Raw genomic sequence first — 18,748 nt, 5'->3', positions numbered from 1 at the left:
CGAAAGAACGCAAGTGAGCTGGTGGAACATCCTGGCGGCAACCCTGTGCCTCGGCCTGTGCGGTATTGCGGGGGTGTTTGGGGTACACGTTATCGTTTCCTCATACGCTGCAAACGCCCGCTACATGGCCGAAGAAAAAACCTGGCAAGCACTGCGCGGCCAAGGCGTGCGCGCGCAAGGTGTGGTGGTCGGCATCTCGAGGCAGGCGAATCGATTGACCAAGAACGGCAACTATGGCAACAACGAAGTCGCCGCCACCGATCTGTTGCTCGCATATGAAGACGCGGCGGGAAACCGTCACGAAGTGCCGGTTGCGACTTTCATCGAACTCGGACTGCTGGCCAATTTCTCGGTCGGCAAGAAGATCGATGTGATCTATGCGCGAGATGCGCCCGATCGGGTGGCGATCGATCGGGAGCGCACGCCGCTGGAAATACCGTCAAGCGCCTACTGATGAAAACCATCAAGCCCCTGCGCCTGAGCATCCTGACGCGCCCCTACCTGAGGAACGGCGCCCAGTATCTGGCGATGACCGTCATCGCAATGACAAACCTGAAGGGCCAGCAGCAGCTTGTGCCGGAACCCGAGATCTGGAAGACCCTGACCGATGAACTGGGCGGCGACACGGTGTTTGATCTCGGCATGCCCAAGGACAATGCCGAATTCATCGTATCGGGCTTTGCGCACACGGCGCACCAGCCGGACAAGTCTCGCTGTGCAGTGAGCGTGCAAGTCGGGGCGCGCAAGAAAACGCTCCTGGTGTTCGGCGACCGATTCTGGATCGACGGCCGGGCGACCGCGCCCCAGCCATTCGATGCGATCCGCCTTGACTGGCGCAAGGCCTTCGGGGGCCCGGGGTTCGCAGAAAACCCCCTGGGCATCGGACATGACGATGACATCGTCGAGGGGTTGAAAGTGCGGCGCGTGCCCAACATCGAACACGCGAACGGACTGCTGTGGCGGCCGGGCCAGGTGCCTGCACCCGCAGGCTTCGGCCCGATCGATGTGGCAAGGCCTTCGCGGATGCGCAAGATGGGGCGCGACTACGACGAGCATTGGAAGCAGAACCTCTATCCCGGTTTCGCGCGGGACATGGACTGGGGCTACTTCAATGCAGCCTCCGAAGACCAGTGGCTGGCGCTGGGCGAGCGCGGCCTGGCCGGTGCCAGCTACGAGATCCTGAACATGCATCCGGAGGATCCGGTGCAACGCGGCCGCCTGCCCGGCTGGCAGGCGCGAGGGTTCATCGTCCGTGAAGCAAAGAACCGGCAACTGGCGTCGGGCATTTTTGACGAAGTCTTGCTGCGCCTCACGACGGCCTGGTTTTTTCCCCATCGAGAGCAGGTCGCGCTGGTGTACCACGGCAGCATCGGCATCGAGGAAGACGACGCATCCGACATCAGCCACGTCATGGCTGCCATGGAGGAAGGTGGGTCGGAACGGCCTTTGGCTTCGTACCGCGATGTATTGATTCAGCGCTGCGATCCCGAGAACGGCGCACTCTACGCATTGCGCGACGATCAACTGCTGCCGCCGAACTCGATTGGGCAGTGGCTCGAGAACAGCCAGGAAGAAGACAGGGACGCCGACCCGCTCACCCGCAACATGAAAGTTCGCGCCGAACGTGCCCAAGCCAAACTGGCCGAAGCATTCAAGGCGAGCGGCGGAGATCCGGCCAAGTTCGCCCTGCCGCCCCCGCCGATCACCACCCCGCCCAAGCTGCATGAGATCCCGGCCTATGTGCAGAAGATGAAAGTCATGGTGCAGGAGCAGCGGGAGAAGCTGGCGAAGGGGCGGGAGGCCATCGGCAAGGCCGCCGATGCCAATGCGGTCCAATCGAGAAAGCTTGGCTTCGATACCTCGACCTTTCTCGCGAAAGCAGAAGCGGCCAAGGGCAAGGGGCCTCCGCGGTTCGACCCCCGGCCTTTCGTAGACGGAATCTCGGGTGTTTCTGCGGCGGTAGGCGCGCCGCCCGCGCCCCCGGAGAGCCTCGCGGAACTCAGGAGGGTGACGGCCGACGCAAAAAGAGGATTGCTCGCGAGCTATCGCAGCATGGCGCAGTACCAGGACGCGGCCGACGCCATGCCGCCCGACGAGTCCGACAGGGCACGGGCCGAAATCGAGCGCGTGCTCGCGGGTTCGCGCGATTTCTCGGACATGGATCTGACCGGTGCCGACCTGTCGAACATGGACCTTCACGGCACCCGATGGCATCGAGCACTCCTCGAGGGCGTGGACTTCAGCAATAGCAGGCTCGACGATGCCGACTTCAGCGAAGCGGTGTTGGCGAGAGCGCGCCTGCATCGCACGTCGATGCGCCGTGCGATTTTCGATCGTGCCAACATGGCATTGGCACGATGCGAGGAGGCGGATTTCTCGGGTGCGCGCTTCATGAAGATGGTGCTCGACAAGATGGTTGCCAAGGGATGCAATTTTTCCGATGCGACCATGGAGGAGCTGAATTTCATGACCGTGCACCTGGAGAGGTGCAGCTTCGAACGTGCCGGCATCTCCTATGCCCATGTGCTGGAGAAGTCCGTGATGCATGGCGTGCGCTTCGACCACGCACGGATTCACAAGATGTCGTGGATCGATTGCGATGTCAACGAACTGAGCTTTGCGCACGCCGAGCTCGATTCATGCGGATGGGTCAACACCGATGGCGCAGGCCGTCTCGATTTCTCGGCCGCACACTTGACGACCACCTGCTTCGTGGGAGAGAGCAGCTTGAGGAAGGTCTGCTTTCGAGGCGCCATGCTGCGCGACTGCAGCCTGCGTGGTATTGCGTTGGACGAAGCGGACTTTGCGAATGCGCGGATCGAGAACAGCGACTTCTCCGGGGCATCGATGCATCGCACGAACCTGGAGGGTGCCGACGCCAAGGGCGCGATGTTCGTGCGTTCGGACCTGACCCAGGCGTCGCTGCTGGATGCCGATCTCAGCGGCGCCATCCTGCAGAAGGCGGTGCTCGTGTCCACGGACCTGCGTCGTGCCAACCTGTTCAGGGCGGACCTGTCGCAATGTCTCATCGATGACAGAACGCTTTTCGACGGGGCCTATGTCGAGCAGGTCAAGACGGTTCCCTTGCGCAAGAAAGAGAAGGTGGAATGACCCCGGCCAGTGTGCAGGCGATGATCCATGGCGGAGAAACGATCGCTCGGAAGCAACTTCAAGCGCTCGACTTTCGGGGCATGGACCTCACGGGTGCCATTTTCCTGGAGACCGATCTGAGTGGTGCCGATCTGTCCGGTGCCAAGCTCGATGCGAGCATCTTCAAGCAGTGCAAGCTTGCCGGGGCCCGGCTTGATGCCGCGCATGTGGACCGTTGTGCATTCGAGCATTGCGATGCAACTGGGATCCGGATGGTCGGCGCCACGCTCGACGGTGCCGCCTTCTACCAATGTGGACTGGCTGGCGCAAAGCTCGATGACGCAAATGCCGGCGTTGCCTCTTTTTCCAACTGCACGCTCGACCGCGCCTCGTTCGTCAATGTGCTGTCGGAAGCCCTGGTGTTCTCCGAGACCTCGCTCGATGCCACCGACTTTTCCATGACGCTCCTGCACAAGACAGTGTTCTACCGGGCAGATCTTCGATCGGCAATCTTCCGTGGCAGCCGGTTCGACAAGGCTGTCTTCTCCGAGGCCAAGCTCTCGGGACAGAGATTCAATGCGCAGAAGTTCCTGCTTTGCCAGTTCATCGACGCAGAACTCGACGGATGCGACTTTGACGAGTCCATGCTTGTGCAATGCAACTTCAAGGGCGCCACGCTCGAAGGTGCGAGCCTGAACCGGGTCCATGCGCCCCAGTGCCTCTTTCTGTCGGCCAAGCTCGATGGCGTCGGTTGCCGCGGCGCCCATTTCAATCAAAGCATCTGGGTCGAGGTGCAGGCGCGCGGAGCCGATTTCTCCGACGCGAAACTGGAGCAGTGCATCTTCCAGCGTGCCAGCTGCAGCCATGCCGTCTTCGCAAGGGCGGACCTTACATACGCCGATTTTTCTCACGCCGATCTGCGTGGTGCCGATCTGCGGGGCGCTCGCTTCCTGCGCACCAAGGTTCACCGCGCGCAACAGGAGGGAACGAGATATGGCGACCGTGGTGGCTTGCTGTTGAACGACCCCGACCTGTTTGCCGCCGAGGAGTTCTCGGCACGCCGCCTCGCGCGTCCGGGCGCATATCCCTCTTGAAACTGGAAACTTCATCATGACCACACGTGTTTCCTCCGTGACGGCCATTCGTGACGATTCACCACGCGAAGCCGCGCATGCGTCGGAGCAGGGCGGAATGGTGAACACCATCGGCATTGTCACGGGCGTCTTGCCCGGGGGAATCTACAGCGTGCAGACCGAACGCCGGCAACTGCTGCGATGCGCACGGGCAGCGAGCTGCCTGCTGCGCCCGGCCGTCGGTGACACCGTGCTGGTGACGGGGCCCGACGCAACCCGCCTTTACCTGACGGCAGTGGCGGAGCAGGCCGACGCAAGCGCGTCGCGCATCGATGTGGCGGGAGACATGACGCTCGCTTCGGAGCGCGGAGCGGTCACCGTCGAGAGTTCGACGCACATCGCGATGCGTGGCGAACAGGGCCTGAGCCTGGATGCGCCGCACCTCAGAATCAACGCTGAAGATGCCGATTGTCGGGTGGACCGGCTTCAATATCAGGGACAGGAGGCGGTGACCACCGTGCTTTCGATCCGTGTGATCGGCAGGGTCTACGAAGCCGTGATGGACCGTCTCGTGCATCTGAGCAAGACGGCATTTCGCATGACCGAGGACGTGGAGCATTTGCGTGCGGGACGCATCGACTACGAAGCCGCGGAGACGGCGCGTTTGCATGGCAAGAACACCGTCGTGACGGCGAAAGAAATCGTCAAGGTCGATGCCAAGCAGATTCATATGGGCTGATATTCATGGATCCAAGGAGAAACGCATGTTCGCCAACTGCCAGATGATGGGAATGGATCTCGCATTCCCCGATGTGTGCAAGACGCCGCCGGCCATTCCGATCCCCTATCCGGACTTCGCGCTGGGTCCGACGGCCATACCGAACGCGTACAACATCCTCTACATGTGCACGCCGGCGCACAACATGGCCACCGTCACGCCGCTGACCAACGGCGACAACGCGGGCGTCGCCATGGGTGTGGTGTCGCAAACGGTCATGGGCCAGTCCCGCCATCTGACGGGCGCCTTTACCGTTCTTCTCAAGGGAACTCCTGCCACCCGGATGACGAGCCTGACGCTGCAGAATTCCACCAACATGGTCGGCATGCGCATCGTGCCGAGCCAGTTCAAGGTGCTGATGCTCGCCGCCTGAGGGTGGCGAGCGGAGCGTGTCATGCCGCCGGCCGCGCCGTCCCCGCCAGCGTCACCTGCTGCGGAAACCCCACCCACACCGCCAGCGCCGAGTAGTTGTCGCGCGACTCGTCCGCCTTGGCTTCGGCCGCGCGGCGCAGCAGCGCGAGCCATTCCTCGGCACTGTCGGCCAGCTGCAGCGAGCGTTCCATCACCTGCTGCGAAATGAGCTGCCACAGGCCGTCGGTGCACAGCAGGAACGCGTCGCCATCGGCCAGGCGCTGCGGCGTCGACACGGTGGTTTCCGCCGTGGCCCGGGCGCCGAGCGCGCGGTACAGCAGGTTGGTCTTCACCAGGCGCTCGCCGCCGTTGGCACCGTTGCCAAGGGCGGCTTCGCCCGAGCGCTCCGAAAGGCTGTGGTCCTCGGTGCGCTGCATCAGCGCGCCGCGGCGGAACCAGTAGAGGCGGCTGTCGCCCACGTGGGCCCAGCAGGCCTGGCCGCTGGTGCGGTCCACGAACAGCGAGACGATGGTCGCGCTCATGCGGCTCTGGTCGGCCAGCTCCCGCTGCTTGGCGAGGATGGCGTCGTTGGCGGCCTTCACGGCCTGCAGGATGTCGTGCTGCGCCACCGAAGGGTTGTCGACGAAGGTGTTGAGCGCAGTATCGACCGCAATGCGCGCGGCCAGCTCGCCGCCCGCGTTGCCGCCCACGCCGTCGCTCACGACGAAGCAGGCGTTGTATTCATCGAGGTGGTAGCCGATGGCGTCCTGGTTGCCGCTGCGCTCGCCGACGCAGGAGAACTGCGAGGTCGAGATGGGCACCGCGAACGCGCGGGGGGTGGTCTCAAGCACGGCGCGCCTCCTTCAAGCGTTCCATCTCCTTGTCGTAGGCCTGCTGGAAGGCCCGGCCGAAGACGGCCTGGAAGTCGTCCTCGACGGCCGCGGTGGTTTCTGCATGCAGCTTCTGCAGCTGGCGCCACAGGCGCGCCTCGCGGCCGCCGGGCAGCAGTTTTTCGCCGAGCCCGCCGTCGTGCGGCGTGGCGGTGTTGAGCGCCGCGGGATCGAAGCGCTTGAGCACCGTGAGCAGCGCGGCGCGCATGCCGGCCACCATGCCGAGCTGATGCGACTGCAGGTCGCCGAGCGCGTCGTGCACGGCGGCCTCGGGCGACAGGAAGCCGGGCATGCGCGCGCCGAACATCTGCATCAGCACGGCGCGGCCGTTGGGAAGGATCTTGAAGGGGTTGTTCTCCTCGTCGACGATCATCGTGATCTCGGCCCGCACCTCGCGCTTGAGCATGGCGCGCGACGAGAGCAGCTCGATGGTGCCGTCGGTGAACGCGCGCATGAGCCGGCCGAGGCGCCGCATGGCTTCGGCATCCAGCGGCTGCTGGCCGGCCACGTCGGGCACGCCGGCGCCTTCGAGGAAGGCCCTGAAGAGCTCGTCTGAAGAGGCGGGGGCCGATGGCGGCGCCGCGACAGGAACTGGCGTCGCGGCCACGGGCGAGGGCGCGGCAACAGGCTTCGGTTGCTGCGCTGCGGGCGGCGCAACATCCTCCACGCGCGGGGCCGCGACGGGCACCGGTGCTGGCGGCGGTGGTGGTGGCGGTAGCGGTGGTGGTGGTGGCGCCGAAGGTGGCGGCTCAACCTGCGCAGACACCTGCGGCTCGGACGGCTTCGCGGCCGGCGGATCGAAGGGCACCGGGTTCGGCGGCCTGAACTGCGCCGCCAGTTCCCGCGCATGGTTCGAATGGCTGTAGCCCTGCGGGGCCGCCGCCGGCCTGGCCAGCAGATCGATGGCCGGATGCACATCGCTGAGCGGATCTTCGTGGGTCAGCGCGGTGGGGCGCGGATCGGAGAGCGGCGAGGGTGCGTCGTTGTCGGCGGCAAAGAAGGACAGCGGGTCCATGCCGCGCTTGAGCGCCACGTCGGACATGCTGTCTTCCGCACGCGGATTCAGCTCGGCCAGCGGATCGACCGGGTTCCTGCGTGCCTGCGAGGGCAGCTCGAAGGGCTCGTGCGCCATCGGGTCGGGCATGGGCTCGGAGGCGCTCGCCTCGCGGCGCGGCGCATTCGCGAGGATGGCATCCCAATCGGCGGCGGAGGGAATCTGCGAGGCGCTCGCCTGCGCGCTTGCCGGCGAGGGGGCTGGCGATGGCGATGCTGCAGGCACCGGCGCAGCGGCCAGTACCTGTGCAGGCGGTGGCGCCGCCGCGGCCGGCGGCGGCATCGCCACGGTCACGGGCTGCGTCTCGCCGATCGGCAGCGCGCCGGCGCCGAAGAGGTCCGAGAACACATCGGAGACGGGGGCGGCCGGCAGCAGCGAGTCCATCGGCGCGGGCGCCATGGTGTTGGCGGGCAATGCGCTGTGCACAGGCGCGGCCGGCGGCCGTGCAGCCGCCATCAGCGGCGCAGCAGGCTCCGCGATTGCTGCGCGTTGCCCGCTCCCCGCCACCAGCACATAGCTTCCGATGGTCACGCGGTCGCCTTCGGCGATCGGCGCCTCCTGCTCGTGCTGCAGCGTGCGCTCGTTGACGCCGATGGGCAGCACCGCGCTCATGTTGCGCAGCACCGCCGCGCCGCTGTCGTCGAAACGCACCGTGGCCTGCAGGCGCGAGATCTGGCGCTGCTCGTCGGGCAGCACCAGGTGGTTGTCGGGGCTGCGCCCGATGGTTCCGCCGGGCGCCGCGAGCAAGGCCGAAGGGCCTGCAGCCACCGGCTTGCCGGCATGTTCGATCACCGTCCAACGCATATCAGACCTCCCGCTGGGCCGCCCCAAGGGCGGGCTGCGCCCCCTCGGGGGGCAGCGAATACACACAGTGATGAGCGTGGGGGCTCATTGTCTCCATGTTCATGTCGAGCCGCGGCTCATCCCTTGCGGCGTTCAACGCTTCATTCGCTTGGCGGCCTCGAAGGCGGGGCCCCACACCGGGTGCTTGCGTTCGGCAACCGTAAGGTCGAAGTTGGGGAACGCATCGATGAGCTTGCGGAACTGCGCGCGGCATTCGGGCACCTGGTTGGCCACGCAATAGCTGAAGGCCTCGAGCTTCATGGCCTCGAGCCGCGTGGCCGGCTCTGCGGCGTCGAACACCGAGACGCCGCCGCTCTTGAGCGTGGTGATGGCCTTGGCGTAGTCGCCTTCGTCATAGGCCTGTTGCGCGCGCTCGAGCGTGCTGCGCGCGACTTGCTGGCTCAGGCGTTCGGGTTGCGGCGGCTCGGGCGGCGGCGTGGTCGTGCAACCAGCAACCAGAACCAAGGTGAACGCCAAAGCAGGCAGACATGACTTCAATCTTCTCTCCTACCTTGCAAAAGGCAATGCTTGAGATAGTGTGCCGCTGTCATGCGACAGGCACGCGATGCGACGCGATTCGTGCGCACGACTTCGATAATATAGGCCGCGAACCACTAGGGAAGATCTCAATGCATCGACGAACCCTGCTTCAAGGCGCACTTGCAACTGCACCGTTGCTGGGTGGCCTCAGTGGATGCGCATCGACTGCGAAGTCATTGCCCACGCCCTATGCCGTGACGATCAGGATCGACGACGGCGTCAACCCCGACGGACGCGGCCAGCCGGCACCGATTCTCGTCAAGGTCTTCGAATTGAAATCTTCCGGTAACTTCGAGACGGCAGACTACTTTGCACTACAGGACCGCGACCGCGAAACGCTTGCAGCGGAACTCGTGAACGCCGACCAGGCCATCATGCGCAGCGGTGAAGAGCGTGTGTTCAAGCGCGAGGCAGGGCTCGACTCGCGTGCCATCGGCATCATCGCCGGCTACCGCAAGCTCGAGGCCGCACGCTGGCGCATCGTGCTGCCGCTCAAGGAGCCGAAGCAAACCAATCTCTACAAGGTGTGGCAGTTTTCTCCGAGCGAGCAAAACGTGCGCATCGCGATCCGCAAGAGCGGCATCGAGTTACTACCAAGTCGTTAATTTCGCGGCCTTGTAGTTAGAAAGTGCGAGAAATTCGCACGCTAAATGCGGTGCAAAACGTAAGAAGCGCCGTGTAGCATCAGAGAAAAAAACCGATTCAATCGGGAGGCCGTTAACGGGCACCTCCCGCTTCAGTGTGGGCACTCCCCAGGAGGTTCTTTGGTGACAGTTCGCAATCCGGGCGCCGGCAAGCAGGGCGCTCTTCCGCAGGCGTTGGCGAATCGCGTGGTGTGGTCCGAAGGCATGTACCTGCGGCCGCAGCACTTCCAGCAACTGGAGCGCTATGTCGAGCAGTACGTCACGCGCCGCACCGCAGGCCTGCAAGGTGCCTATTGGGGATGGCTCAGCCTGGACATCGATCGCGATGCCCACGCACTCGGCCGCGTGTCGCTGCTCGGCGGCGCGGGCGTGCTGCCCGATGGCACGCCGTTCTCGTTCGGCGCCGAAGATGCACCGCTGCCCTACGAGGTGCCGAGCGACCTGACCGATGAACTCATCGTGCTTGCGCTGCCGCTGCGCCGCACCGGCAGCGAAGAGGTCATCTTTGCCGACGACGAGGGCTCGGCCGCGCGCTTCGGCGTGATCGAGCGCGAGGTGGCCGACGGCAATTCGGTGGCGCTCGGCCCGGCGGTGCTGCAGCTTGCGAAGCCGCGCCTGCGGCTTGCGCGCGCGTCGTCGCTCACCGCGGAGTGGCAGGCCATCGGCGCGGTGCGCGTGATCGAGCGGCGCACCGACCACAAGCTGGTGATCGACGCCAACTACATTCCGCCGGTGCTCGATGCATCGGCGCACCCCATGCTGCGCAGCATGGTTGCCGAACTGCACGGCCTGCTCACGCAGCGCTCCGAGGCGCTGGCCTCGCGGCTCTCGCAGCCGGGCCGCGGCGGCGTGAGCGAGGTCTCCGACTTTCTTTTGCTCGAACTCGTCAACCGCTATCTCGCAACGACCTGGCATGCGCAGCATGCGGTGCAGGTGCACCCCGAGGAACTGTTCATCGACTGGTTCAAGCTGGCCTGCCATCTCGCCACGCACACCTCGCCCACGCGGCGCCCCGTGGTATGGCCCAAGTACGACCACGACAATCTCAACGAGACCATCCGGCCGCTGATGGAAGAGCTGCGGCGCTCGCTCTCGGCGGTGCTCGAGCAGAGCGCCATCGCCATCGAGCTGGAGGAGCGCAGCCACGGCGTGCGCGTGGGCCGCATGCCCGATCCGGTGCTGGTGCGCAACGCGGGCTTCGTGCTCGCGGTGCATGCCAACCTGCCCGCCGATGCGATCCAGCAGCGCTTTCCGACGCAGGTCAAGATCGGTTCGGTGGAGCGCATCCGCGACCTCGTGCAGCTGCAGCTGCCGGGCGTCACGGTGCGGCCGCTGCCGGTGGCGCCGCGCCAGATTCCATACAACGCGGGCTACCACTATTTCGAACTCGACAAGAGCGGCGACATGTGGCGCCAGCTCGAAAAATCGGGCGGCGTTGCAATGCACCTGGCCGGCGACTTTCCGGGGCTGGCCATGGAGTTCTGGGCAATTCGTCCGTGAGGGACCCTATGAACGGTGTCAACGACATGGCGGTCGGTCCGGGAGGCTTCGTGCCGCCCAACCCGGGCGGCGGCGCCAACAACAACGGCGGCAATGGCGATGCGCAAGGCATGCCACCCGCGTCGCGCGGCGCGGGGCCGCAGCAGCCCCAGTCATTCACCGCGTGGCATGACGCACGCCGCCCGCATGCGGGCGACACGGCGCTGGCCGGCAACAACCCGCTGGTCGCGGCGGCCAACCCGCTGCTCGACCTGATCCCGCAGATCCGCGCCACCGGCCACCACGATGCGCCCGCACAGTTGCGCGAGCACCTGGTCGACGAGGTCAGGCGCTTCGAGACGCGCGCGCAGCAAAGCGGCATCGCGCCCGAAGTGATCATCGGCGCGCGCTACTGCCTGTGCACCGCGGTCGACGAAGCGGCCGCGCTCACGCCGTGGGGCGGCAGCATCTGGTCGTCGCAGAGCCTGCTCGTGATGTTCCACAACGAGACCTGGGGCGGCGAGAAATTCTTCCAGCTGCTGTCGCGGCTGGTGCAGAACCCGCAGCAGCACCTGCAGCTGATCGAGCTCATCTACTTCTGCCTGGCGATGGGCTTCGAAGGGCGCTTCCGAGTCATCGACAACGGCCGCACGCAGCTCGAAACGCTCAAGCAGCGGCTGCTGCAGATCATTCGCCAGGCGCGCGGCGAAATTGCCGTGCCGCTGTCGCCGCACTGGCAGGACGCGAGCGCGCCGGTGCGCCGCACGCGCAACTGGGTGCCGCTGTGGGCCGTGGGCGCGGTGGCGGCGGTGCTGCTGGTGCTGGTGTTCGGCGTGCTCACCTTCAGCCTGGCCGGCCGCTCCGACGGCGCATTCGCCGCGGTCAATGCGGTGCGCCTGCCGCAGACGCAGCGTGCCGTGGCCGTTGCGCCGGCACCGCAGCCGCGGCTGCAGCGCTTTCTCGAACCCGAGATTCGCGACGGCCTGCTGACAGTGCGCGACGAGGCCGACCGCAGCGTGGTGGTGCTGCGCGGCGACGGGCTGTTCGCCTCGGGCTCCGACCGCGTGCTCGACCGCTATGCGCCGGTGCTCGCGCGCGTGGCCGATGCGCTCAACTCGGTGGAGGGCAACGTGCTCATCAGCGGCTTCAGCGACGACCAGCCGATCCGCAGCGTGCGCTTTCCGTCCAACTGGCAGCTCTCGCAGGCGCGTGCCGATGCGGTCAAGAAGATGATCGCCACGCGCGTCACGCGGCCCGAGCGCCTGCGCGCCGAAGGCCGCGGCGATGCCGACCCGCTGGTGCCCAACGATTCGCCGGCCAACCGTGCGCGCAACCGTCGGGTCGAAGTGACGCTGCTGGTGGCACCCGTGGCCGCAGGCGCCGCTCCTGCACCGCAGGGAGGAACCCGCTGATGCTGCGCGCGATTTTCCGTTTTCTCGTGAGCCGCGACCTGTGGGTCTTTCTCGGGCTGCTCGCCGTTGCGTTCCTGATCTGGATCATCGGCCCCGTCATTGCGGTGGGCCGCTACCGGCCGTTCGAAAGCGAGTTCGTGCGCATCGTGGTGATCGCGCTGATGTTCGCGATCTGGATCGCGCGCGTGCTCTACCGCAAGTGGCGCGAGCGGCGCCTCAATGCGCAGCTGCTCAACCAGCTGCGCACGCCGTCGCCCAAGGAGAAGGCCGCCAAGCCGGAAGATGCGCCCGAGATCAAGGAGCTGCAAAGCGGCTTCACCGACGCCACGTCCATCCTGAAGAACATGCGCTTCGGCGCCGATGCCGGCGGCAAGCCCGCGGGGCGCTTCGCGCTGTTCGACCGCCAGTACCTGTACCAGCTGCCCTGGTACATCTTCATCGGCGCGCCGGGCTCGGGCAAGACCACCGCGCTGGTCAACTCCGACCTCGACTTTCCACTGGCCGACCAGCTCGGCAAGGCCGCGGTGCGCGGCATCGGCGGCACGCGCAACTGCGACTGGTGGTTCACCAACGAGGCGGTGCTGATCGACACCGCCGGGCGCTACACCACGCACGAGAGCAACCGCGAGACCGACGAGGGCGAGTGGAAGGGCTTCCTCGACCTGCTCAAGAAGTTCAGGCCGCGCCAGCCGATCAACGGTGCCATCCTCACCATCAGCATTGCCGACCTGCCGCTGGCCGACGACGCGCAGCGCGCGCGCCACGCGATGGCGCTGCGCAAGCGGCTGCTCGAACTGCGCAACGGCCTGGGCATCAATTTTCCGGTGTACGTGCTGGTCACCAAGACCGACCTCTTGGCCGGCTTCAACGAGTACTTCGGCGCGCTCGGCCGGGCGGAGCGCGCACAGGTCTGGGGCTTCACCTTTCCGATCGATGCCAACCCCGCAGACCCGGCCAAGGCCGACCTGCGCGAGCGCTTCCACCAGGAATACAAGCTGCTGCACCAGCGCCTGGACGAGCGCCTGCCGGAACTGCTGGCGGCCGAGCCCGACCAGCTGCGCCGCGCGCAGGCCTACCTGCTGCCGCAGCAGTTCGCGAGCTTCGAGGACATCCTGGGCACCTTCCTGGCCGACGTGTTCAACCCCTCGAAGTTCGAAGTCGCGCCGATGCTGCGCGGCGTGTACTTCACCAGCGGCACGCAGGAGGGCACGGCCTTCGACCGCGTGATGGGCGCGATCAAGCGCTACCTGCAGGTCAATGCGCCGCCCGCGCCGCCGCCGGGCCCGGGCAAGAGCTACTTCCTCAAGGAGCTGCTGCAGCAGGTGATCTTCCGCGACGCGGGCGTGGCCGGCACCAACCTGCGCTGGTACCGGCGCAAGCGCGCCATCGACCTCGCGGGCTACGGCCTCATCGGTGTGCTGCTGGTGGTGGTGCTGGGCGCCTGCGTGAACAGCTGGCGCAACAACCGCGACTACGTGGCCGAGGTCGACACCAATGCCAAGGCCTTCAACAAGGCCGCGGCGCGCGGCGAACTGCCGACGGTGGTCGATTCCAACAGCGACATCGCCAGCTCGCTGCCGGTGCTCGACCGCCTGCGCGACCTGCCCAAGTCGAGCCATTTCGACATCGGCGATCCGCCCATGGGCTATCGCTTCGGCCTCTACCAGGGCGAGAAGCTGCAGGCCGCGACCGACGGCGTCTACCAGCGCGCGCTCGAAGGGGTGCTGCTGCCGCAGGCCGCGCAGCGCGTGGAGCAGGCGCTGCGCGAGGCCTCCAAGACCGATGCCGAATACAGCTACGAGGCGCTCAAGGCCTACCTCATGCTGTACGACGCGGAGCGCTACGACGCCGACTTTCTCCAGGCCTGGCTGCTCACCGACGTGGACCGCAAGATCGGCGCCGGCCTCACGCGCGAGCAGCGCACCAACCTCGAGTCGCACCTGAAGGCGCTGTTCGCCGAACGCGTGGTGACCTCGCCCTTCGCCAAGGACGACCGGCTCGTCACCGAGACGCGCAACCGCCTGGCCGGCGTGCCGCTGGCGCAGCGCGCCTATGCGCGGCTGCGGCGCATCCTGCTGCAGACCAGCCCGCCCAATGCCTTCAGCATTGCGGAGGCGGCGGGTGCCGAGTCCGCGCTGGTGATCAAGCGCGCGAGTGGCAAGCCGCTCACCGACGGCATCCCCACGCTGTTCACCTACCGCGGCTACTGGGACATCTTCGACAAGCGCATGGCCGAGACCACGCTCGCGCTCGAACAGGAAGACCGCTGGGTGCTGCAGATCCGCGCGCCGGGCATGGCCGACATCACCTCGCGCGAGCTGCTGCTGCGCGAGGTGCGCCGGCTCTACCTCACCGACTACATCCGCGTCTGGGACGACTACCTGCTCGACGTCCGGCTGGCCGACAGCCGCTCGCTGCTGCAGAGCATCCAGATGACGCGCGTGCTCTCGACCAGCGAGTCGCCGATGTCGCGCCTCATCCGCGGCGCGGCGCGCGAGACCGACCTGCTGCGCAACCACGACGAGGCCACGCGCAGCCTGCTCGACCAGGCGCAGAACCGCGTGGCCAGCACGCGCGAGCGCATCGAGCAGCTCATCGGGCAGCCCGACGGCAGCCAGCGCCGCAACACGGTGCCGGACCGCCCCGAATCGCTGGTGGACAACCACTTCGCGCCGCTTCGCCGCATGGTCACCGCGCCCAAGGCCGGCGGCCAGGCGCCGATCGACGCGACGGCCGCGCTCATCAACGAGCTCTACACCTTCCTCACCGCCACCGACACGGCCTTGCGCAGCGGCAACATCCCGCCATCGAGCGACGCGGTCACCAAGGTGCAGGCCGAGGCGGGCCGCCTGCCGGTGCCGTTCCAGGGCATGCTGAACGACCTCTCGGCCACCGCATCGTCCAAGGCGGCGGCGGTGACGCGGCAGAACATCGGGCAGAACGCGGCCGCCACCATCGGCCAGTTCTGCAGCCAGGCCATTGCGGGGCGCTATCCGTTCTCGCGCGGCTCGAACCGCGACGTGGCCGCCGGCGACTTCGCGCAGCTGTTCGCGCCGGGCGGCATGATGGACGACTTCTTCCAGAAGAACCTGGCCTCGCAGGTCGACACCTCCGTCAACCCCTGGGCCTTCAAGAAGGGCGTGGACGGCAGCTCGCCGGGGCGCTCGGCGTATCTCGATTCGTTCCAGAAGGCGCAGGCGATCCGCGACGTGTTCTTCTCGGGCATGGCGGGCGGGCGCACGCCCTCGTTCACCATCGACATCCGGCCCGAGGACATGGACGCCGCCATCAGCCAGTTCACGCTCGACATCGACGGGCAGACGGTGCGCTATGCGCACGGGCCGCAGGCCCCCAGCACCGTCAAGTGGCCCGGCCCGCGCAACAGCAACCAGGTGCGGCTGCAGGTGACGACCGCCAGCGGCACGCCGGCCGGCGGCATCGTCACCGAAGGGCCGTGGGCGCTGCACCGGCTGTTCGACAAGGCCTCCATTTCGTCGGGCAGCGCACCCGAATCGTTCAACGCGACCTTCGACCTGCAGGGCAGGAAGGTGGTGCTCGCGGTGACGGCGAACAGCGTCTACAACCCGCTGCGCCTGCACCAGATGAACGGCTTTTCATGCCCGGGGAAATCCTGACATGAACAGCGGCATTCCTTCGCCGCGGGTATGGGTGCCCGACGACGAGCAGATCGGCTGGTACGGCAAGCTGCCAGCGGCCGGCGACTTTCTCTACCGCCGCGTGCCGCGCGAGCTGCAGGCCTGGTGGGACCGCTGGATGCAGAACGGCCTGGGCACCTTCAAGCGCTGGCCCGACGCCATGACGCGGCACTACGTGGTGGCGCCGGTCTGGAACTTCGCGATTCCGGCCACGCAGGGCGTGGACGCGGTGCAGTTCGGCTGCCTGGCGCCCAGCTGCGACCGCGTGGGGCGCTACTACCCCGTGTGCGTGACGCTGCAGGTGGCCGCCTCGAGCTACCGGCCCTCCATGCTCGAGGGCTCGGCCGCGTGGTACTGGCAATGCGGCAGCGCGCTGCTGCAGGCGATCCGCCACAGCGTGGCGCCCGACCAGTTCGACCGCCAGGTGCTGGCCGCGGCCCACGGCGGCTTCCAGACCGCGAGCGGCGGCTCGGACGACATCCTTTCGATCCTCGGGCCCGCGGCTGGCGGCGCCGGCGCCACCGGTGCGCAGCAGCGCCTCGGCTGGCCCGAGCTGCCGCTGTGCTTCGATGCCTTCGGAAGCACCAGCTACTGGTGGACCAACCAGGCGGACGGCTCGCCGCTGCGCACCGCCGCCCACGGCGGAGGCCTCAACACGCCGTTGTTCTCGAAGTTGTTTTCACAGGGGCATGTGCCATGGGCATGAACGACCAGACCCCCGCCGCGGGAGGAGATGCATGACGACCAACGCCAGCAATGACAACAGCAACGGCAGCGCCAGCATGCAGGCCGATCCGCAGGAGCGCCCCCATCCGCTGGACGCGGGCCACCGGCTGGACGAATTCGAGCTGCTCGAGGTCATTGGCGAAGGCGGCTTCGGCATCGTCTACCGCGCCTACGACCATTCGCTGCAGCGCGAGGTGGCCATCAAGGAATACATGCCCTCGATGCTCGCGCGCCGCGTGGGCGACGACAGCGTGCACGTGCGTTCCGACCGCCTCACGGCCACCTTCCAGGCGGGCCTGCGCAGCTTCATCAACGAGGCGCGCACGCTCGCGCAGTTCAGCCATCCGGCGCTTGTGCGGGTGCACCGCTTCTGGGAGGCCAACAGCACCGCCTACATGGCGATCCAGCTCTACCGCGGCCGCACGCTGCGCCGGCTGGCCGAGGAAGAGCCGAAGAAGATCTCCGAGGCCTGGCTTCTGAGCATGCTCGGCCCGCTGCTCGGCGCGCTCGAGACGCTGCACCGCAGCCAGTGCTTCCACCGCGACATCGCGCCCGACAACATCTTCATCCAGCAGGACGACCTGCCGGTGCTGCTGGACTTTGGCGCGGCGCGCAAGTCGATCGCCGACCTGGTCGACGAAGTGGCGGTGATGGTGAAGTCCGGCTATTCGCCGATCGAGCAGTACGCCGACGACAACACGCTGCTGCAGGGCGCGTGGACGGATCTCTACGCGCTGGGCGCCGTGCTGTACCGCGCGGTCACCGGCCACCCGCCGCCATCGGCCGTGGTGCGCAGCGTGCAGGACGCCTACGTGCCGCTGTCGTCGCTGGGCCGCAGCGACCTGAGCCCGGCCTTCTGCGCGGCCGTCGACCACACGCTGGCCGTGCACAGCAAGGACCGCACGCAGACCGTGGCCGCATTCGCGGCCGAACTGGGGCTTGCCAAGCTGGGCGATACCTACGTGAGCGGACTGGCGGCGCCCATGGCCGTCATCGCGCCACCGCCGCCTTCGAAGGCCGCGCCCGCGGTGGCACCGGTGCCGCAGCAAGCGCCGGCTGCCTCGGCGGCACCCCAGGCATCGGCGCCAGCGGCGGCCGCAGCAGCGCAAGCCACTGCATCGGCCAGTGCTGTGCGGCCTGAAGCCGCTGCCTCCGAGCCCGTCGAGCCCAAGCCCAAGCCCAAGCCTCAGCCCGCGTCCAAAGCCGAGCCGGTACCGTCAGCCTCGCCCAAGCCCGCCGCGCCGCGCGAGGCTGCGGCAGCGCCGGCACGTCCTCCATCGGCTCCCGGCAAGCCGCAGCCTCAGCCAGCGCCGACCGGCAAGAAATCGTCGCGGCCGCCGTGGGGCCTGGTCGGCGTGCTGCTGATTGCGCTGGTGGCCGTGGGCAGCTGGATCGGCCTTCACTTGACTTCAGGCCGGCAGGAAACATCGACCGCCATGGTGCCGGTGCCCCCGCCGTCGGGGCCGATGTCCGCCACCTCGCCGCCGCCCGCCGCCATGCCGCCGGGCGAAAGCGCCGCCGGCGGCTCATCATCGTCATCGGCGCCCGCGGGCGAGAATGTGGCGGCAGCGCCCGGCACGCCGCCTCCCGCGGCAGCGGCCAGCGCACCGGCCGGCCCGTTGACGCCGCTGACCAACGTGCCGGTCGGCGCGGCGCCGGCAGCTGCACCCGCACCCGCACCGGCCACGCCGGACCCCGCCGCCACGCCCCCGGGCGCGACGCCGACGCCCGTGCCGCCGCCGGAGGCCGCCATGGCCACCGCCGAAGCCGAGGACTGGAACCTGGCCCAGGCCGAGAACACGCGCGAAGGCTACGAGGCCTACCTGCGCCGCTACCGGCGCGGCCCGCATGCGCGCGATGCCCGCAACGCCATTGCCGAGCTGAACCGGCTCGCCCAGGCCGTGCCCGCGGCACCGGGCACGGCGCCGACAAACTCGGTACCCACCGTGATTGCCGGCGGCCCGACCCCGCCGCCCGCGCCGCCGGCCGCTCCGCCCGGCATGGGGCGCGTGGTGCTCAACATCCGGCCCTGGGGCCAGGTCTTCGTCGACGGCGCCGAGCGCGGCGTGAGCCCGCCGCTCAAGTCGCTCTCGCTGCGCCCGGGCATCTACAACATCGAAGTGCGCAACGGCGACCTCGATGTCTACCGCCAGCGCGTGACGGTGCAGGACAGCAGGTCGGCGCCTGTGGTGAGCCACGAGTTCAAGTAGGC

The 18,748-nt window shown here is 67.4% G+C and carries 14 protein-coding genes; 11 read left to right on the top strand and 3 right to left on the bottom strand.

Annotated elements, in window-relative coordinates; translation table 11 throughout:
- Positions 1-13 precede the first annotated feature (13 nt).
- From AC1DSC_RS27985 to AC1DSC_RS27965, 5 genes are read left to right on the top strand one after another with little or no spacing between them, the layout of a single operon-like run.
- Positions 14-454, top strand: a complete 441-nt coding sequence (locus tag AC1DSC_RS27985; RefSeq protein WP_278877288.1) for a DUF3592 domain-containing protein — start codon at positions 14-16, stop codon at positions 452-454.
- Positions 454-3,111, top strand: a complete 2,658-nt coding sequence (locus AC1DSC_RS27980; protein ID WP_436287117.1) for a DUF2169 family type VI secretion system accessory protein — start codon at positions 454-456, stop codon at positions 3,109-3,111. The genes AC1DSC_RS27985 and AC1DSC_RS27980 overlap by 1 nt, the downstream gene beginning before the upstream one ends.
- On the top strand, positions 3,108-4,184 hold the full coding sequence (locus AC1DSC_RS27975) for a pentapeptide repeat-containing protein (RefSeq protein WP_436287118.1): 1,077 nt from the start codon (positions 3,108-3,110) through the stop codon (positions 4,182-4,184). Before AC1DSC_RS27980 ends, AC1DSC_RS27975 begins: the two co-directional genes overlap by 4 nt.
- Before the next feature lie 16 nt (positions 4,185-4,200).
- Positions 4,201-4,902: a DUF3540 domain-containing protein gene (locus AC1DSC_RS27970; protein ID WP_244883446.1), complete on the top strand. Its 702-nt coding sequence runs from the start codon at positions 4,201-4,203 to the stop codon at positions 4,900-4,902.
- A 25-nt stretch (positions 4,903-4,927) separates the two neighbouring features.
- A complete protein-coding gene (locus tag AC1DSC_RS27965) occupies positions 4,928-5,314 on the top strand; it encodes a DUF4150 domain-containing protein (RefSeq protein ID WP_012745371.1) in 387 nt (128 codons plus the stop codon).
- A 19-nt stretch (positions 5,315-5,333) separates the two neighbouring features.
- Here the strand turns inward: AC1DSC_RS27965 and AC1DSC_RS27960 are convergent, their stop codons facing one another.
- From AC1DSC_RS27960 to AC1DSC_RS27950, 3 genes are all read right to left on the bottom strand, one after another.
- Positions 5,334-6,143, bottom strand: a complete 810-nt coding sequence (locus AC1DSC_RS27960; protein ID WP_018906613.1) for a PP2C family protein-serine/threonine phosphatase — start codon at positions 6,141-6,143, stop codon at positions 5,334-5,336.
- Positions 6,136-8,040, bottom strand: a complete 1,905-nt coding sequence (gene tagH / locus AC1DSC_RS27955; RefSeq protein WP_436287119.1) for a type VI secretion system-associated FHA domain protein TagH — start codon at positions 8,038-8,040, stop codon at positions 6,136-6,138. Before tagH ends, AC1DSC_RS27960 begins: the two co-directional genes overlap by 8 nt.
- A 132-nt stretch (positions 8,041-8,172) precedes the next feature.
- Positions 8,173-8,544, bottom strand: a complete 372-nt coding sequence (locus AC1DSC_RS27950; protein ID WP_230537943.1) for a TssQ family T6SS-associated lipoprotein — start codon at positions 8,542-8,544, stop codon at positions 8,173-8,175.
- Between the two features lie 164 nt (positions 8,545-8,708).
- Between AC1DSC_RS27950 and tssJ the strand changes: the two genes are divergently transcribed.
- From tssJ to AC1DSC_RS27920, 6 genes are all read left to right on the top strand, one after another.
- On the top strand, positions 8,709-9,224 hold the full coding sequence (gene tssJ, locus AC1DSC_RS27945) for a type VI secretion system lipoprotein TssJ (RefSeq protein ID WP_018906610.1): 516 nt from the start codon (positions 8,709-8,711) through the stop codon (positions 9,222-9,224).
- 243 nt (positions 9,225-9,467) lie between these two features.
- Positions 9,468-10,763 carry a type VI secretion system baseplate subunit TssK gene (gene tssK / locus AC1DSC_RS27940; protein ID WP_230537948.1) on the top strand — a complete coding sequence of 432 codons (1,296 nt, stop codon included), beginning with the start codon at positions 9,468-9,470 and terminating at the stop codon, positions 10,761-10,763.
- Between the two features lie 8 nt (positions 10,764-10,771).
- The gene (locus tag AC1DSC_RS27935) at positions 10,772-12,154 is read left to right on the top strand and encodes a DotU family type VI secretion system protein (RefSeq protein ID WP_436287120.1); all 1,383 of its coding nucleotides are present in this window, start codon (positions 10,772-10,774) and stop codon (positions 12,152-12,154) included.
- Positions 12,154-15,789 carry a type VI secretion system membrane subunit TssM gene (tssM, locus tag AC1DSC_RS27930; RefSeq protein ID WP_436287121.1) on the top strand — a complete coding sequence of 1,212 codons (3,636 nt, stop codon included), beginning with the start codon at positions 12,154-12,156 and terminating at the stop codon, positions 15,787-15,789. Before AC1DSC_RS27935 ends, tssM begins: the two co-directional genes overlap by 1 nt.
- Position 15,790: 1 nt before the next feature.
- Complete coding sequence (gene tagF, locus AC1DSC_RS27925) at positions 15,791-16,516, top strand: type VI secretion system-associated protein TagF (protein ID WP_369663961.1); 726 nt, start codon at positions 15,791-15,793, stop codon at positions 16,514-16,516.
- Between the two features lie 31 nt (positions 16,517-16,547).
- Positions 16,548-18,746, top strand: coding sequence for a serine/threonine-protein kinase (locus AC1DSC_RS27920; protein WP_436287122.1), 2,199 nt, complete (start codon positions 16,548-16,550; stop codon positions 18,744-18,746).
- Positions 18,747-18,748 lie beyond the last annotated feature (2 nt).

Source organism: Variovorax sp. 01N425, from assembly GCF_056399465.1.
Note: the sequence above shows the minus strand (reverse complement) of the source record. Positions and strands in the feature narration are given on the sequence as shown.

Coding starts and splice junctions, on each gene's coding strand:
- tssK (WP_230537948.1), top strand. CDS start 9,468: ATGTACCTGCGGCCGCAGCACTTCCAGCAACTGGAGCGCTATGTCGAG.
- tssJ (WP_018906610.1), top strand. CDS start 8,709: ATGCATCGACGAACCCTGCTTCAAGGCGCACTTGCAACTGCACCGTTG.
- tagF (WP_369663961.1), top strand. CDS start 15,791: ATGAACAGCGGCATTCCTTCGCCGCGGGTATGGGTGCCCGACGACGAG.
- tssM (WP_436287121.1), top strand. CDS start 12,154: ATGCTGCGCGCGATTTTCCGTTTTCTCGTGAGCCGCGACCTGTGGGTC.
- AC1DSC_RS27970 (WP_244883446.1), top strand. CDS start 4,201: ATGACCACACGTGTTTCCTCCGTGACGGCCATTCGTGACGATTCACCA.
- tagH (WP_436287119.1), bottom strand. CDS start 8,040: ATGCGTTGGACGGTGATCGAACATGCCGGCAAGCCGGTGGCTGCAGGC.
- AC1DSC_RS27920 (WP_436287122.1), top strand. CDS start 16,548: ATGACGACCAACGCCAGCAATGACAACAGCAACGGCAGCGCCAGCATG.
- AC1DSC_RS27980 (WP_436287117.1), top strand. CDS start 454: ATGAAAACCATCAAGCCCCTGCGCCTGAGCATCCTGACGCGCCCCTAC.
- AC1DSC_RS27935 (WP_436287120.1), top strand. CDS start 10,772: ATGAACGGTGTCAACGACATGGCGGTCGGTCCGGGAGGCTTCGTGCCG.
- AC1DSC_RS27965 (WP_012745371.1), top strand. CDS start 4,928: ATGTTCGCCAACTGCCAGATGATGGGAATGGATCTCGCATTCCCCGAT.
- AC1DSC_RS27975 (WP_436287118.1), top strand. CDS start 3,108: ATGACCCCGGCCAGTGTGCAGGCGATGATCCATGGCGGAGAAACGATC.